A 15,363-nucleotide genomic window follows, 5' to 3' on the forward strand; every position below is an offset into this window, starting at 1 on the left:
TTCTTGCCGGCTTCATTGCTTAACAGAAAATCGCCCAGTCGATGCCCCGAGTGTCTGTACTACGACTTTCAACATTCCACGACACCATTTTTGCAAGGTAGACCAATTGTTTCTCAAAATACTTGCCAGTATCGCAATCGTATTTGCCGTGATAGTCTTTGCAGGCCTGTCCGGTCTAAGCTTTTACGTTTGGCCAACCGGCTTCAACGACCACAAATTGTCCGTAACACCCGACGTCATTCAGCGCTTGCGCACTCTGCAATCGGAACATAAGTTTGGTCCCGATGGCCTTACCTTCTACCCCGGCGCGATAGATGAAAGAGCCAGGCATATTGCGCAGGCGGCGGTAGATTCGACGATCCAGTCCCTCATTGCAGAGTTGCCCAAACGGCCGCAGCGCTCAACCGTCCTCAGGACAATGAAAGCCACACTGGCCAACTTCGACACCACGGAATCCGAAGAGCGCGACCAAGTTCTCGAGTATCTCAGCAAAGTGATGGAAATTTGTGGCGTCGAGAGCTCCGCCGAACTATTCAATGTCTGGCGCTACGGCTTCCCGTATGGCTGGCTCATTTAGGAACAAAAAAAGGCCGGCCACATCGTGAGATGGGCCGGCCTGAAACGCTTTTTAGGCGTGGGGATGGTCGGTGTCCGGCGGCAATCGTGCCGCCTGGATAAAATTCGTGCCGGAAAAGAAGTCCGGCAACCTGTCGCTTGGCTTGAACCGCGCGCTACAGGTGTTACTTTGCCAGCAATCCCCAAAGTCAGGCTTAGGACTTCATTAAGACAGCTTAAATACCCCTTCGCCGTGCCAGAATGCCGGGGTGGATGGGTCGCGCGGGGAGGAAATGCACAATGCCAGGCGCGTCGGCCTGGCATTGAAGGGGAATTGGTGCCGATGTTTAAGGCCACCGGCTAGCCTGCTGAGTCATGCTCCGTGACATCCCTTGCCAGCTTGGACATGGTGACCAACTGGAGCACGCTTGGTACAGCGAGACGGATCATATAGGGGCAATATGACGGCCAAATGACCGTCGACAAACTTTCGCCAATCTCGACGAGAGACCTTACACGAGCAAGGGATTTGCAATGAACACACCGACGTCCCCGGCGCGGCGCGGCGCCCCGCTGCTGACGACCGCACTGCTGCTGGCAGCCTTGTTGAACGCCTGCGCGCCGCTGGCGCCGCCACCGGCGCGCACGGCGGAGGCGCCGGCAACACCAGTCGCGCCATCGTTCCCGGCAACAGCGCAGCCTGTGCCCACAGCGGCCGCTGCGCCAGCGCCAACCACACCCGGCGCGGCCGACGCCAACATGGACGCGGCAACGCTGGCGCCCTACCAGCGCGCCCGCCAGCTCGGCCAACAGGTGCTGAGCATCGCACCGGGCCGCTCGCTGATCGCCGTCACGGTGCGGCGCGGCGGCGCCTTCGCCCGCTTCGGCCACGACCACGTGGTGGCCAGCCGCGCCGTCAACGGCCTGGTCGCGCCGGCGGCGGGCCTGGCCGACTTCAGCTTCCGCCTCGACCAGCTCAGCGTCGACGAGACCGAACTGCGCGCCCAGGCCGGTCTGGACACGCAACCTGGCGCCGACGCCATCGCCGGCACCCGCCACAACATGCTGGTCAAGGTGCTCGACGCCGAGCGCTATCCGCTGGTCCAGGTGCACGTCGAGCGCGGCGCGGCGGCCGGCGCCGCCAGCAACGCCGATGCCGATGCCGATGCCAATGCCGACGTTCCGCTGGCCGTCAGCATCACCTTGCACGGCGTCAGCCGCACGTTGACGATACCGGTGCGCATCGAACGCGAGCACAACACGCTGCGCGCCAGCGGCACGGCGCGCTTCAAGCAAAGCGACTTCGGCATCGTGCCCTACTCGCTGATGGGCGGTGCGCTCGCCGTGCAGGACCAGCTGGAGTTGCGCTTCGAACTGGTCGCCCTGGCGCCGTGAGGCGACAAAAAAAATGCCCGCGAGCTTGCGCTGCGGGCGAAAAGTTTCAAATCGGGAGAGACTTGAAAGAGCAAGGCCATTGTCGCAGTGCAGCATGACGGCTTGATGACAAATCCATTAACGTTTCCACCGACGTAAGAGACCGCCGCGCACGCGGCGTTGACAGCGCGCCATCGCGCGGACTATGCTGGACCGAGAATAATGGAGATATGTGTATGCAACAACCGTCGGCCGCCAGCCTGTCCAAGATCCTACTGCGCGACGCCGTCGACAGCGACAACGGCATCGCCGTGCTCGACGCCAACAACATCTTCCTGTTCCACAACCGCGCCTTCGCCTGCATGTTCGGCTTCCCCGACGGCGCCATGCTCGGCAAGCACTACGACGACATGATGGCCTGGGCCTACACCCACCGCAGCGGTCCGCTGATCGAGGCGGCCAGCCTGGACGAGTGGCTGGCCCACGTGCACAGCCGGCAGCGCAGCGTCCGCTTCCGCGCCTTCGAGGTCGACCTGGTCGACGGCCGCTGGCTGCTGCTCAACGAGCAGGTGCACGCCGGCGGCGAGATGGTGGTGCTGTGCACCGACATCACCAAGCAGAAAAAGGTCGAGTTCGAGCTCAAGCAAGCCCACGCCGACCTGCAACGCCTGGCGCTGACCGACGAGCTGACCGGCATGCCGAACCGCCGCCACTTCTTCCAGCAGCTCGACACCGAACTGGCGCGGGCGCGCCGCTACCGCCACCCGATGTGCCTGGCGATGCTCGACCTCGACCACTTCAAGCGCGTCAACGACCGCTACGGCCACCCGGCCGGCGACGCCGTGCTGCGCCACTTCGCCGCCTTCATGCGCCAGCACCTGCGCGCCGTCGACATGATCGGCCGGCTGGGCGGCGAGGAGTTCGCCATCCTGCTGCCGGAAACCGGCGTCGAGGAGGCGCTGTTCGTGCTGCGCCGCATGGTCGAGCAGCTGGCGCGGCAAACCGTCGAGGCGGTGGCGCCCGGCTTTGCCTACACCTTCTCCGGTGGCGTGGCCGCCGCCGACGACGCCAACAGCGTCGACTGCAAGTGGCTGCTGGCCGGCGCCGACCAGGCGCTGTACCAGGCCAAGAGCGGCGGCCGCAACCGCGTCAACGCCTACCTGCCGGACGCCAAGGCGCCGGCGCCGGCGGACGCCGCCTGAGCAAGGCATTCCTGCCGTACCACCGCGCCGCGCCGGCTAGCGCGCCACCATCAAGCGCACGCCGAGGCCGACGAAAATCGTCCCGGCAATGCGGTCCAGCCACAGTCCGGCGCGCGGATGGCGATTGATCCACTTGCCCACCGCGCCGGAAAAATAGCCCAGCAAACCGAACAGCAGGCAGGCCTGCGCCGTGAAGATCAGGCCCAACTGCGCCGTCTGCCAGCTGACGTCGCCGCGCTCGGCGACGACGAACTGCGGCAGGAAGGAGAGGAAGAACAGCACCACCTTCGGGTTGATGCTGTTGGCGAACAAGCCCTTGGCGAACAGCTTGCCCAGGCTGTCGTCCGGCAGGCCGGCGCCGTCGACGCTGGCGCCGCCCCGGCTACGCAGGGCGCCGATGCCCAACCAGACAAGGTACAGGCCGCCGAACAGCTTGAGGCCGCCGAAGGCCAGCGGCGAGGCGGCGATCAGCGCGCTCACGCCCAGCGTGGCCAGCACCGTGTGGCTGAGGCAACCCAGGGCGCAGCCGAGACCGAAGGCCATGCCCTGCCGCCGGCCGCGCGACATGCCCACGCCCAGCACCAATAGGTTGTCCGGTCCCGGCGAGGCGGTGATCGCGACGGCGACGCCGAGGAAGGCGATGGCTTGTTCTGGAGTAATGAGCACGATACAGTTTCCTGGTCGAAAAGCCGCCATGATACCCGCGCGGCGGGCGCGTTGGCAAAAGCGCCGCTGGCGCACGGCAGTGGCTTGCGTTTCGCCAGCGACATGGCGTTGTCGATTAAAATGGCTTGCCCGGCCGCTTCTTTTACTGCCGACGCCAGCGCCGCAGCTGCGGCCCGACCACCCCGACCACCCACGAGTATTGCACGCAAGATGACAATTCTTCAGCCACGTCTTGCCGCAAACCACCCCGCTGCGGCGCCGCTTTACCTGTTGTGCCTGCTCAGTCTGCTGTGCCTGCTTTGCGCCCTGCCCGCCCCGGCCGGCGCGGCGTCGCTGGCCAGCCTGCAGGACGGCCAAACCAGCCTCGACCTGGCGCCCCACGCCACGCTCTACCACGCCGACGCCGGCCAAGCCGCCCCGGCCAGCGCCGCCGGCCTGCCCGCCATGCTGGCCGGCCTGCGCCCCGCCGCCAAGGTCGACCTGCTGGGCGGCAGCTACTGGCTGCACGTCGAACTGCGCAACGACAGCCATTCGAGCGCCTGGGTGGTCGACCCCAACGACACCCTGATCGAGCGGGTCGACATCGGCCTCTACGGCGCCGACGGCACCGTCACCCGCCGGCAAACCGGCTACCGCGCGCCGCACGACTATATGCTGCACTACGGCAAGGACGTCGCATTGCAGCCCGGCCAGCGCTACCAGTTGCTGCTGCGCTTTTCCAGCCCCTACTACGCGCGCACGCCGGTGTTCGCGCTGGCGCCGCAGCCGGCCTACCAATTGCTTGTGGCGCGCGAGAACGTGCTGACCATCGGCGCCATCGGCGCCCTGCTGGCCTTGGCGCTGTTCAACTTCTTCATCTATTCCTACACCCGCGACCCGTCCTCGCTGTACTACTCGCTGTACGTGCTCAGCTACGCCGCCGGCTGGGGCCTGACCTTCCACCTCGGCACCGACCTGTTCGACTGGCACGAGCTGCGCGTCCACTACCTGCCCTTCTTCCTGCTGCCGGTGCTCAGCACCCTGTTCTACACCCGCTTCCTGCGCCTGCGCCAACACGCGCCCCGGCTGTACCGGCTCAGCCGCCTGAACCTGGTGCTGCCGCTGCTGGCCATGCCCAGCTGCTACTTCGCGCTCGCCTACGCCCACACCCTGGCCACCATCGTCATCATGGTCTGGATGGTCCTGGCCCTGCTCAGCGGCATCGTCGTCTGGCGCCAGGGCTACCAGCCGGCGCGCTTCTTCGTGCTCGGCTTCGCCGCGCTGATGCTGCCCGGCCTGCTGATCCTGCCCGCCAACGTCGGCCTGATCCCCGCCGTGGTGGCCAACGCCCAGCTGTTCACCCTGCTTGGCGGCACCCTCGACGGCCTGCTGTTGGCCTTCGCCCTGGCCGACCAGATCCGCCTGCTGCGCAACACGCTCGAGCAGCGCGTCGCCGAGCGCACCACCGAGTTGAACGCCGCCAAGGAGCACGCCGAGGTGGTCAGCCGCCACCGCATCGACTTCCTCTCGGCGATGAGCCACGACATCCGCACCCCGCTGGCCGGCGTGATCGGCATGCTCAAGTTCGCCATGCGCGACGCCAGCGTGCGCGGCCGCACCGAGGAATACCTGCGCATCGGCCTGCAAAACGGCGAGGCGCTGCTGACCATCCTCAACGACATCCTCGACTACTCGAAGATCGACGCCGGCAAGCTGAGCGTCGAAAGCGTCGACTTCGACCTGATGCTGTTGCTCGACGACGCAGTCGCCATCCTGCAGGCCCAGGCCGACGCCAAGAGCCTGCTGCTGCGCCGCGAGGTGGCGCTCGACCTGCCGCGCTACGTGCGCGGCGACCCGACCCGGCTGCGCCAGATCCTGCTCAACCTGCTGGGCAACGCCATCAAGTTCACCGACGGCGGCGAGGTGCAGCTGCGCGTGACGGCGCTGCCGGCCGTTCCAGGAGACGTCGGCGGCGGCGAAGGCGGCGGCGTGGCGGCGATCCGCTTCGCCGTCAGCGACACCGGCCCCGGCATCGCCCCGGCCACGCTGTCGCGCCTGTTCCAAAAGTTCGAGCAGGCCGACCACTCGACCACCCGGCGCTACGGCGGCACCGGCCTGGGCCTGGCCATCTGCAAGGAGCTCGCCGAGTTGATGGGCGGCGCCATCGGCGTCGACAGCCGGATCGGCGCCGGCTCGACCTTCCACGTCACCCTGCCGCTGGCGCCCGGCACCGCGCCGCCGGCCGACCCGCTGGCCGCGCCGCGCCGGCAGCGCCACGCCTACCGGCTCAGCGTGCTGTGCGCCGAGGACGTGCGCACCAACCAGATCATCATCGCCACCCTGGTCGAACAGATGGGCCACGACATCCACCTGGTCGAGAACGGCCTGCAGGCCTTGCAGGCGCTGGCCAGCGCCAACTACGACCTGGTGCTGATGGACGGCCGCATGCCGCTGATGGACGGCGAGCAGGCAGTGCGCCAGATCCGCGCCGGCGGCGACCCGCAGCACCGCGTGCTCGATGCGACCGTGCCGGTGATCGCGCTGACCGCCAACGCCAGCGACCTCGACCGCGCCCGCTACCTGGCCGCCGGCATGGACGGTTTCCTCAGCAAGCCGGTCGACGAACGCCTGCTGTTCGACCAGTTCGAGCAAACCATCGCCCGCCTGCTGGCCCGTGGCCGCACGCTGCGCCCGGCCGGCGCCGAGCCGACGCCGCAGCCGCCCGGGCAAGCGCCGCCGTCCGGGCAGGCGCCGCCCGGCGACGCCGAGCTGGCCGCCCAGTTCGGCGTGGCGCCCTTGGCTGCCGAACCCGGGCAAGCCGAGACGATCCGCATCCTGCCGCTGGCCGGCCTGTCGCACAAACACCTGCAACGCATCACCCAGGCCTTCCTCGACGAGGCGCCGCGCCGTCTGGCGCTGGTGCGCCAGGCGCTGGCCGAAGGCAACGCGGCGGCCGCCTCGGCGGCGCTGCACGCGCTCAAGGGCAGCGCCGGCTACCTCAGCTCGTCGCGGCTGCACGGGCTGTGCCACGAGCTCGAGGCGCTGGCCGGCGCCGGCGCGCTGGCGCCGGTGGTCGCCGCCCTGCCGCAGCTGGAACAAGCGCTGCAACAGGCCTGCGCCGAGCTGCGCGCCAGCCCCTGCAACGACTGCGTGGCCACGCTGGCCGACGGCGCCGGCCGCGAGCGGACCGATCCGCTGTAGCATACACACACCAACACCAGGAAAAACATCCACATGAGTCGCGCAACATGAGCAACGAAATCAGGGCCTGGGTGCGCATGCCCTCGGCCAAACGGCTGGACCTGCTCGACCCGACCCCCTTCGACTGGGAGGACGCCGACCTGGCGCTGGGCCTGGCCCGCACCTACCGCTGGGGCGGCCACTCGGCCTGGCCGTTGCCGCTGTCGGTGGCCCAGCACTCGATCGCCGTCATGCTGATCCGCCGCGCCGCCGCCACCCAGCCGCCCGACCCGGTGCGCGAGCTGCGCGAGCTGCTGCACGACGCCGAGGAAGGCTGCTCGGCTTCGACTGCATCTCCGTGCTCAAACCCTTCCTCGGCGAGGCCTTCCGCGAGCTGACCCAGCGGCTCGAGCAGGCGGTGTTCCTGCGCTACGGCCTGCCGCACTGGACCCGCCGCGAGCATGTCCTGCACAAGCGCGCCGACCGCCTGGCCGCCGCCAGCGAGGCGGTGCACGTGGTCGGCTGGTCGCGCCACGAGGTGCGCCGCACCCTGAAAATCAGCGCGACGCCACTCGATGTTGACCCTTTGCAACAACTATATGGCGGCACGCCGTGGGAACCATGGACGCCCGCGCTGGCCTGCGAACGTTTCCTGGAGCAATTAAATCTGCTCAAAGCACGCCTCTAAGCAAGCACCAAAACAGTGCGCAAGCCGCATGGCCAGCGGCTTTGCGGCCGGTTGTCGCGGCCACTTCGCAGGCGGTTTCTCAGCAAATCCGGCTAAGCGACCGTTTTTAAAGCGCTTTTCATAGATATCCACACCAACTGTGGATAAGGTTGTGGGTAAGTGCCACTTGACAGCGCGGAACGCCAGCACTGATGCGGGTTTCAATAAAATGCCCAATCCACAGGCAATAATTTTTATGAATAAAATCAATGACTTACAAACATGCAACTCGACTCGTCAACGATCTTTCGCTTCCGCACAAAAAATATATTTTGTGCTTAAAGTAAGCTTGCCACGGCTGGCCGGGAATCCTTTGACAAAACTTCCGCCTAGGAATAGTGTCACTCTACGGAACAGGTCAATTCACTCGCCACAGGAAGATGCATGAACCTGAACGACGACGACAGCACGGAATGGATGATCGATGACGAATCGAACCCCGCCGCCCCGGCCGCCAGCAAGGCCGCGCCGGCGCCGTGGAAGGTGTTGATCGTCGACGACGACGTCGATGTGCATGTGGTGACGAAATTTTCATTGAGCAACGCCTGCTTCATGGGGCGCCGCCTGTGCTTCCTGCACGCCTACAGCGGCGACGAAGCGCTGGCCATCCTGCGCAACAGCGCCGACGTGGCGCTGGTGCTGCTCGACGTGATCATGGAGACCAGCGACGCCGGCCTGCGCGTGGCGCGGCAGATCCGCGAGGAACTCGACAACCAGTTGGTGCGCATCGTGTTGCGCACCGGCCAGCCCGGCCAGGCGCTGGAACACAGCATCATCCTCGACTACGACATCAACGACTTCTGGTGCAAGACCGACCTGACCACGCGCAAGCTGTTCACCACAGTGATCTCCTCGCTGCGCAGCTACGCCAACCTGCTGACGGCGCGCCAGCGCAGCGACGCGCTGACGGCGGCGCTGGCCAAGAGCCGGCAACTGCTGGCCGCGCTGGACCAGCACGCCATGCTGATGACGCTGACCCCCAAGGGCAAGATCACCGAGGTCAACGACAAGCTCTGCGCCGAGCTGCAATATGCGCGCGAGGAGCTGCTGGGCCAGGGTTGCGACCCTGCCGCCGCCAGCCTGGCCGGCCGAGCAGCAGGCGGCCGCGCTGACGGCGCTGGCACGGGGCGGGGCGTGGAGCGACGTGGTCGCCCTGGCGCGCCGCGACGGCGAGTTGCTGAAGTTGCGGCTGAGCGTGACGCCGACCTTGGACGCCGACGGCAAGCCCAGCCAGTATATCGTCCTCGCCACGCCTTGTTAGTGGCATCCCCGACAACTTATGACAGAAAGCACTGTACGGGCATACAGTCGTCATCTGCCGGTAATTTCGCCGAACTTCCCCGGTAAACGCCGGCATCTTGCTTTCTGCAAGTGGATGGATGAGGCTAAGTTGCGGATTGTTAAGGAGTTTTTCGGATATCCACAATGGCTGTGGATATCTTTGTGGACAACCCCCTATTGACAGCCCGGAGACCCTGTAACGGTGCGGCTTACAACAAACTGCCTATCCAAAAGGCAAAAACATAGCCCTTATAAATCAATGACTTACGAATACCTGGTTTGCCGCCTGAAAAAATATCACGGAATTTCTTAGCCATAATATTTGTGCATAACTTAAGCCGCCGGGCGACTGAGCGACAAATAGCACGGACGCACCAATTTCCTGCCGGAAAAGAACCCCGGCAGGCCAGGCAAGACGAGTCGGATCGCCGTCAATGGCGGGACTTTCGCCGCTGTTCTGGATGTAATAGCACCCGTTCGATGACGTCGGGGTCGATGTTGTGGGATTTGAGGTATTCGATGGCGCAAATCGAGCTGAAGTTGGCCTGCACCGAGATGCCCCGGTCGACCACCTCGCTGCTCTGCATATTGCTACGCAGTTGATGGATGACGGGCGGCGCACTGGCCTGCGAGGCGTCCAGGGAGGAAGCGTTGATCATGATCGGTCTCTTTTCAATGGAGGAAATCGGTCCAGGCCAATGCCAAAGCGGGGTGGCAGGGAGAGTATCGAACAATGGCGGCCAAAGTCAATGTCAGCTTCCTATCGCGGGCGATATTTTTCCGCCCCGCCGCCTTGCCCCGCCGCCATCTCCAGCACGTGGAAACCCGCATGGACAGCGGCCACGGCGCCAGCGATAATGTCGCCATGACCCCTGCGACAGACCCCGACCGGCCCCGCCCATCCTCCCTCAGCGACCTGTTCTTCTCCTTCACCGTGCTGGCCCTGCAGGGCTTTGGCGGCGTGCTGGCCGTGGTGCAGCGCGAGCTGGTCGAGCGCAAGCGCTGGCTGACGCAGGAGGAGTTCATCGAGGAATGGGCGGTCGCCCAGATCATGCCCGGCCCGAACGTGGCCAACCTGGCGCTGATGATAGGCGGCCGCTACTTCGGCCTGCCCGGCGCGATGGCGGCGCTGTCCGGCATGCTCGCCGTGCCGCTGGTCATCGTCGTGCTGCTGGCGGTGCTGTATGGACACTATTCGGACAACGCCGCCGTGGCCGGCGCGCTGCGCGGCATGGCGGCCGTGTCGGCCGGCCTGATCGTCGCCACCGGCGTCAAACTGGCCTCGGCGCTGAAGAAGCATCCATTGCCGCTGGCCTGGAGCCTGCCGCTGGCCCTGCTGGCGGTGCTGTTCATGGTGGTGTTGCACTGGCCCCTGCCCTACACCCTGGCCAGCCTGGGCGGCCTGGGCTGCGTGCTGACCTGGCGCCGGCTCAAGCCATGAGCGCGCCGCCGTTGCCGTCGTTGCAATTGGTGCTGGACTGGGCCGACTGGCTCAACCTGTTCGGCCACTATTTGATGCTGTCGCTGATGTCGGTCGGCGGCGCCATCTCCACCACGGCGGAAATGCACCGCTTCCTCGTCGTCGAGCAGCACTGGTTGACCCAGGCGCAGTTCAACGACTCGATCGCCATCGCCCAGGCGGCGCCTGGACCGAACGTGCTGTTCGTCGCCCTGATGGGTTGGAATGTGGGCTTGAACGCCGGCAGCATGGCGGCCGCCCTGCTCGGCGTGGCCGTGACGATGGTCGGCATCATGCTGCCGAGCACCACGCTGACCTATCTGGCGGCGCGCTGGGGCCACCAGAACCGCGAACTGCGCGGCGTGCGCGCCTTCAAACAGGGCATGGCGCCGGTGGTGGTCGGCCTGCTGGTGTCGGCCGGCATCATCCTCGGCAGCGCCCACCGCGAACCATCGACCGACTGGCCGCTGTGGCTGCTGTCGAGCGTCGCCTGCCTGCTGATCTGGCGCACCAAGATCCACCTGCTGTGGCTGATGGCGGCCGGCGCCCTGATCGGCGGCCTGCAACTGGTTTGAATTAGCGCTTGGAATTGGGACGCTCAATGCCGGCGAACCTGCCGCGCGCCAAGCCAGGGTCAGACCCTAGGGTCTGACCCTAGGGTGATCCCTCGCTTACCCCGGCCTTACTCTTTGACGGACTCGATGGCGAAGCTCAGGCTGACGTCGTCGCCGACGTAGGGAGCGTATTTGCCGGCGTTGAACTCGGTGCGCTTGATCTTGGCCACCGCGTTGGCGCCGCAGGCATCCTTCTTCAGCATCGGATGCGGCATGCACTGGAACGAGGTCACGGTCAGCGTCAGCGGTTTGGTGACGCCCTTGATGGTCAGGTTGCCGTCGACCGAGGCCAGCTTGTCGCCGTCGAAGTTGAACTTGGTCGACTTGTAGGTGATGGTCGGGAACTTGGCGGTGTCGAAGAAGTCCTCGGCCTGGATGTGGCCGTTGAACACGCTGTTGCCGGTGTCGACCGACTTGGTGTCGATCACCACGTCGACCGAACCGGTCTTGGCGGCGCGGTCCAGCGTGATCTTGCCGGTGGTGTTGTTGAAGCGGCTCTGTTGGGTGGAGTAGCCGAAGTGGCTGTACTCGAAGCGCGAGAAGGTGTGGCTGGGGTCGATATTGTAGGTCTCGGCGGCGAAGGCGGACATCGAGAAACCGGCGGCGATCAACAGGGCAACAATCTTTTTCATGTAAGACTCCAAAAATGAACAGGGGATTCAAGATTCGACCAGGCGGCGCGCTTCGTGCACGCGATACATCTTGCCTGGTTGTTATGATATCGAATGAAACAAATTATGCTCGCGCACTATTGGGAAGTAAAACGAAAAATTTCCCGCTTTATAATCGAAAAAATCGATAATAGCCGCATGCTAGTAACAGAAAATTCGCAAGGCCGCAGCTCTTAATACATTTTAAGCATATAGAAAGCTTTATATCTTCGTTTACCTGAACATAGGGTCGATGCCATACTCCACGGCATCGAAGTATCCGGCCAGACTCACCACGTCGTCCAGACTGCCCTACAGCCCTCGTGCGATCCGCGAGCCAGGTACCCGCAACAACCCGCCGCCGCGCGCCCACCGGCCCGCCGGCCATTACCCCTACTCCTGATTTATGCGCAATTTGACCAGTTTCTCCGCACCACCAACACCACCACCCGCCACGCTGCGCCCCACGCTGATCCGCATCGCCGGCGCCAACAAGACTTTCGCCCTGCCCAAGGGCGGCGACTTCCACGCCGTGCGCGACGTCACGCTGGAGGTGCGCGAAGGCGACATCTTCGGCCTGATCGGCAAGAGCGGCGCCGGCAAGTCCACCCTGCTGCGCCTGTTCAACCTGCTCGAGCGGCCCGACAGCGGCACAGTCACCGTCGACGGCCGCGAGCTGACGGCGCTGCGCAAGAACGAGCTGCGCGACGCCCGCCGCAACATCGGCATGATCTTCCAGCAGTTCAACCTGCTGCAAAACGCCACCGTGTTCGACAACGTCGCCTTCCCGCTGCGCATCCACGGCGGCATGAACGCCGAGCAGGTCGCCGCCCGCGTCGCCGACTGCCTGGCGCTGGTCGAGCTGGGCGACAAGGCCGACAGCTACCCGGCCCAATTGTCCGGCGGCCAAAAGCAGCGCGTCGCCATCGCCCGCGCCCTGGCCAGCGGCCCGGCCGTGCTGCTGTGCGACGAGCCGACCTCGGCGCTCGACGCCGAAACCACCCGCGCCCTGCTCGGCACGCTGCGCGACATCAACCAGCGCCTCGACGTCACCATCGTCATCGTCAGCCACGAATTGTCGGTGCTGGGCGAGATCTGCAACCGCGTCGCCGTGATCGAGGACGGCGCAGTCGCCGAACAATTCGACCTGGCCGACACCTCGGCCGTGCGCAAGACCGTGCTCGGCCGCGAACTGGCGCAACACAGCGCCGACATCATCGCAGCGCAAGCGCGCAAGGAGCTGGCCCATGCTTGAGTTCTTCACCACCGACCTGCCGGCCCGCCTGGCCCCCGTCGTCGAGATGCTGCCCGAGATGTGGGTGGCGCTGGGCCAGACCCTGACCATGCTGGGCATCGGCCTGAGCGCCGCCGTGCTGCTCGGCGGCCCGCTCGGCGTGCTGCTGTTCCTGGTGGCCGACGGCCAGTCGCTGCACAACCGCCCCGCCGCGCTGGTGCTCGGCTGGCTGGTCAACACGGTGCGCTCCTTCCCCTTCATCATCTTGCTGGTGGCGCTGGTGCCGCTCACGCGCGTCATCGCCGGCACCTCGATCGGCCCGCTGGCCGCCGCCGTGCCGCTGTCCTTCGCCGCCATCCCCTACTTCGCCCGCATGGTCGAACAGAGCCTGCGCGAAGTGCCGCGCGGCGTCATCGAGGCGGCCCACGCGATGGGCGCCACCGAGCTGCAAATCGTCACCCGCGTGCTGCTGGTGGAGGCCCGCGCCGGCCTGGTGACGGCGCTCACCGTGCTGTCGATCAGCTTCCTGTCCTACTCGGCCGTGGCCGGCGTGGTCGGCGGCGGCGGCATCGGCGACCTGGCCATCCGCTACGGCTACTACCGCTTCGAGACCGACATCATGATCGCCACCGTGGCCATGCTGATCGTGATCGTGCAGGTGATCCAATTCACCGGCAACCGCATCGCCAAACGCATCGACAAACGTTAATCCCATAAGGAATATGCAAATGACCATCACCCGCCGCGCCCTGCTGCTCTCCACCCTGACCCTGGCCCTGGCCGCCGGCTCCGCCGCCGCCAAGGACCCGAAAGAACTGGTCATCGGCACCAGCACCGGCCCCTACGCCGACCAGATCAAGCTGGGCATCAAGCCCATCCTGGAAAAGCAGGGCTACAAGGTCAAACTGGTCGAGTTCAACGACTATGTGCAACCCAACTTCGCGCTGGCCGAGGGCTCGCTCGACGCCAACGTGTTCCAGCACGCCGTCTACCTGAACAAGTTCGCCGCCGAGCACAAGCTGGCGCTGACCGACCTGGTGCAGATCCCCACCGCGCCGATCGCCATCTACAGCCGCAAGCACAAGGCGCTGAGCGAGGCGCGCGAGGGCCAGACCGTGGCCATGCCGAACGACCCGACCAACCAGGCGCGCGCGCTGGTGATGCTCGACCAGCTGGGCTGGATCAAGCTGCGCGACAAGGTCGACCCGCTGCGCGCGTCCGAGAAGGACATCGTCAACAACATCAAGAAGGTCAAGCTGGTGGCGCTGGAGGCGGCACAACTGCCCCGCTCGCTGCAGGACACCGACTTCTCCTTCATCAACGGCAACTACGCGCTGGCCTCGGGCATCCGGCTGAAGGAGGCGCTGCTGACCGAGAAGATTTCGGCCAACTACGTCAACCTGGTGGCCATCCGCAGCGCCGACAAGGACAAGCAGTTCGCCAAGGACATCGCGGCGGCCTACCGCTCGCAGGCCTTCCTCGACGTGACCAACAAGCACTTCGCCGACTACGCCAAGACCGACGACCAGCTGGCGCTGGAGGCGGCGGCCAAGCCGGCCGCCAAGCCGGCGGCCAAGCCGGCGAAGAAGTAAGCCGGCCAAGCAAGCCGGCCCGGTAAGCCGGCCCGCTGGCGGGAATCCATGGCAAGCATGCATTCCCGCCGCCTGCCGCTGCCCAGCTGGGCGGCGGCATACAAACGGCCGTGCTAACATGCTCCCATGAAATATAAATTGTTCCTGTTTGATTTAGACGATACGCTGCTCGACTTCAAAGCGTCCGAAACACTCTCTTTTGTGCGCACCATGCAGGAATTGGGCCTGCGCGACGGCATCGACGGGCTGTTCCGGCAGTACCAGGCGGTTAACCTGGAACTCTGGAAAAAGTTCGAGGAAGGCAGCGTTTCCAAGGATTTTCTGAAGGTGGAGCGCTTCCGCGCCACCTTCCAGAGCAAGGGCCTCGAGCTGGACCCCGAGGCGGCCAGTCGCGCTTATCTGGAGTCCCTGTCGGACACGGTGGTCCTGATCGACGGCGCCAAGACGCTCTGCGCCACCCTGGCCGGCGTCGGCAAGGTAGGCATCATCACCAACGGCGTGGAATCGATCCAGAACCGCCGCATCGCCAGTTCCGGCTTGCTCGAGCACATTTCCTTCGTGGCGACGTCCGAGGCCTGCGGCTTCGCCAAGCCGGATGGTCGATTCTTCGACTATGCCGCCAAGATGGCCGGCGCCTTCGCCAAGGACGAAATGGTCATCGTCGGCGACCGTTTGGACGCCGACATTCTCGGCGCCAACCGATACGGCATTGAAAGCTGCTGGTTCAACCCCGCCCGCGCGGCCAACGAATCGGCGGCGCTTCCCACCTACGAGGTCGCCAGCCTGGGCGACATCGTTCCATCCCTGCAAGGACTGGCGGTCTGCTGACCGCTGCGGGCCGGTCCGCCCG

At 65.4% G+C, this 15,363-nt stretch carries 14 protein-coding genes and 1 pseudogene; 12 read left to right on the forward strand and 3 right to left on the reverse strand.

Annotation, left to right across the window (positions count from 1 at the left end):
* Window positions 1–106: 106 nt before the first annotated feature.
* From QC826_RS17015 to QC826_RS17025, 3 genes are all read left to right on the forward strand, one after another.
* On the forward strand, window positions 107–577 hold the full coding sequence (locus QC826_RS17015) for a DUF4844 domain-containing protein (protein ID WP_279761682.1): 471 nt from the start codon (window positions 107–109) through the stop codon (window positions 575–577).
* Between the two features lie 512 nt (window positions 578–1,089).
* Entirely contained in the window at window positions 1,090–1,950 is an 861-nt protein-coding gene (locus tag QC826_RS17020; RefSeq protein WP_279761683.1) for a YceI family protein, read from the forward strand.
* A gap of 215 nt (window positions 1,951–2,165) precedes the next feature.
* A complete protein-coding gene (locus QC826_RS17025; RefSeq protein WP_279761684.1) occupies window positions 2,166–3,131 on the forward strand; it encodes a GGDEF domain-containing protein in 966 nt (321 codons plus the stop codon).
* Between the two features lie 36 nt (window positions 3,132–3,167).
* Here the strand turns inward: QC826_RS17025 and QC826_RS17030 are convergent, their stop codons facing one another.
* Window positions 3,168–3,797, reverse strand: coding sequence for a LysE family translocator (locus tag QC826_RS17030; RefSeq protein WP_279761685.1), 630 nt, complete (start codon window positions 3,795–3,797; stop codon window positions 3,168–3,170).
* Between the two features lie 210 nt (window positions 3,798–4,007).
* Between QC826_RS17030 and QC826_RS17035 the strand changes: the two genes are divergently transcribed.
* The 3 genes and pseudogenes from QC826_RS17035 to QC826_RS17045 all read left to right on the forward strand — a co-directional run bounded on the left by QC826_RS17035 (window position 4,008) and on the right by QC826_RS17045 (window position 9,030).
* Complete coding sequence (locus tag QC826_RS17035) at window positions 4,008–6,977, forward strand: hybrid sensor histidine kinase/response regulator (protein WP_279761686.1); 2,970 nt, start codon at window positions 4,008–4,010, stop codon at window positions 6,975–6,977.
* A gap of 77 nt (window positions 6,978–7,054) precedes the next feature.
* Window positions 7,055–7,644: pseudogene (locus tag QC826_RS17040) on the forward strand (phosphohydrolase).
* A 423-nt stretch (window positions 7,645–8,067) separates the two neighbouring features.
* A complete protein-coding gene (locus tag QC826_RS17045; RefSeq protein ID WP_279761687.1) occupies window positions 8,068–9,030 on the forward strand; it encodes a response regulator in 963 nt (320 codons plus the stop codon).
* 365 nt (window positions 9,031–9,395) lie between these two features.
* On the opposite strand, the gene QC826_RS17050 is transcribed toward QC826_RS17045, so the two are convergent.
* Window positions 9,396–9,623 carry a hypothetical protein gene (locus QC826_RS17050; protein ID WP_279761688.1) on the reverse strand — a complete coding sequence of 76 codons (228 nt, stop codon included), beginning with the start codon at window positions 9,621–9,623 and terminating at the stop codon, window positions 9,396–9,398.
* Window positions 9,624–9,793: 170 nt separating this feature from the next.
* Here QC826_RS17050 and QC826_RS17055 point away from each other — a divergent pair, with 170 nt between their 5' ends.
* Together QC826_RS17055 and QC826_RS17060 are read left to right on the forward strand one after the other, a co-directional pair.
* A complete protein-coding gene (locus QC826_RS17055) occupies window positions 9,794–10,405 on the forward strand; it encodes a chromate transporter (protein WP_279761689.1) in 612 nt (203 codons plus the stop codon).
* Window positions 10,402–10,998, forward strand: coding sequence for a chromate transporter (locus tag QC826_RS17060; protein WP_279761690.1), 597 nt, complete (start codon window positions 10,402–10,404; stop codon window positions 10,996–10,998). Before QC826_RS17055 ends, QC826_RS17060 begins: the two co-directional genes overlap by 4 nt.
* A gap of 107 nt (window positions 10,999–11,105) precedes the next feature.
* Here the strand turns inward: QC826_RS17060 and QC826_RS17065 are convergent, their stop codons facing one another.
* On the reverse strand, window positions 11,106–11,669 hold the full coding sequence (locus QC826_RS17065) for a YceI family protein (RefSeq protein WP_279761691.1): 564 nt from the start codon (window positions 11,667–11,669) through the stop codon (window positions 11,106–11,108).
* A gap of 433 nt (window positions 11,670–12,102) precedes the next feature.
* On the opposite strand from QC826_RS17065, the gene QC826_RS17070 reads away from it, so the two are divergent.
* The 4 genes from QC826_RS17070 (at window position 12,103) to QC826_RS17085 (ending at window position 15,341) form a co-directional block, all read left to right on the forward strand.
* The gene (locus QC826_RS17070) at window positions 12,103–12,942 is read left to right on the forward strand and encodes a methionine ABC transporter ATP-binding protein (RefSeq protein ID WP_409567656.1); all 840 of its coding nucleotides are present in this window, start codon (window positions 12,103–12,105) and stop codon (window positions 12,940–12,942) included.
* A complete protein-coding gene (locus QC826_RS17075; protein ID WP_174900408.1) occupies window positions 12,935–13,630 on the forward strand; it encodes a methionine ABC transporter permease in 696 nt (231 codons plus the stop codon). Before QC826_RS17070 ends, QC826_RS17075 begins: the two co-directional genes overlap by 8 nt.
* Before the next feature lie 19 nt (window positions 13,631–13,649).
* Complete coding sequence (locus QC826_RS17080; protein WP_279761692.1) at window positions 13,650–14,513, forward strand: MetQ/NlpA family ABC transporter substrate-binding protein; 864 nt, start codon at window positions 13,650–13,652, stop codon at window positions 14,511–14,513.
* A gap of 126 nt (window positions 14,514–14,639) precedes the next feature.
* Entirely contained in the window at window positions 14,640–15,341 is a 702-nt protein-coding gene (locus QC826_RS17085) for a YjjG family noncanonical pyrimidine nucleotidase (RefSeq protein ID WP_279761693.1), read from the forward strand.
* The last annotated feature ends 22 nt before the right edge of the window (window positions 15,342–15,363 follow it).

Origin of the sequence: Rugamonas sp. DEMB1, from assembly GCF_029834475.1 — a bacterium.
Taxonomy (GTDB): Bacteria; Pseudomonadota; Gammaproteobacteria; order Burkholderiales; family Burkholderiaceae_D; genus Rugamonas; species Rugamonas rubra.

Excerpts from the sequence above, each read along its gene's own strand:
- QC826_RS17020 (WP_279761683.1), top strand. The coding sequence starts at position 1,090 with ATGAACACACCGACGTCCCCGGCGCGGCGCGGCGCCCCGCTGCTGACG.
- QC826_RS17025 (WP_279761684.1), top strand. The coding sequence starts at position 2,166 with ATGCAACAACCGTCGGCCGCCAGCCTGTCCAAGATCCTACTGCGCGAC.
- QC826_RS17035 (WP_279761686.1), top strand. The coding sequence starts at position 4,008 with ATGACAATTCTTCAGCCACGTCTTGCCGCAAACCACCCCGCTGCGGCG.
- QC826_RS17045 (WP_279761687.1), top strand. The coding sequence starts at position 8,068 with ATGAACCTGAACGACGACGACAGCACGGAATGGATGATCGATGACGAA.
- QC826_RS17050 (WP_279761688.1), bottom strand. The coding sequence starts at position 9,623 with ATGATCAACGCTTCCTCCCTGGACGCCTCGCAGGCCAGTGCGCCGCCC.
- QC826_RS17055 (WP_279761689.1), top strand. The coding sequence starts at position 9,794 with ATGGACAGCGGCCACGGCGCCAGCGATAATGTCGCCATGACCCCTGCG.
- QC826_RS17060 (WP_279761690.1), top strand. The coding sequence starts at position 10,402 with ATGAGCGCGCCGCCGTTGCCGTCGTTGCAATTGGTGCTGGACTGGGCC.
- QC826_RS17065 (WP_279761691.1), bottom strand. The coding sequence starts at position 11,669 with ATGAAAAAGATTGTTGCCCTGTTGATCGCCGCCGGTTTCTCGATGTCC.
- QC826_RS17075 (WP_174900408.1), top strand. The coding sequence starts at position 12,935 with ATGCTTGAGTTCTTCACCACCGACCTGCCGGCCCGCCTGGCCCCCGTC.
- QC826_RS17080 (WP_279761692.1), top strand. The coding sequence starts at position 13,650 with ATGACCATCACCCGCCGCGCCCTGCTGCTCTCCACCCTGACCCTGGCC.
- QC826_RS17085 (WP_279761693.1), top strand. The coding sequence starts at position 14,640 with ATGAAATATAAATTGTTCCTGTTTGATTTAGACGATACGCTGCTCGAC.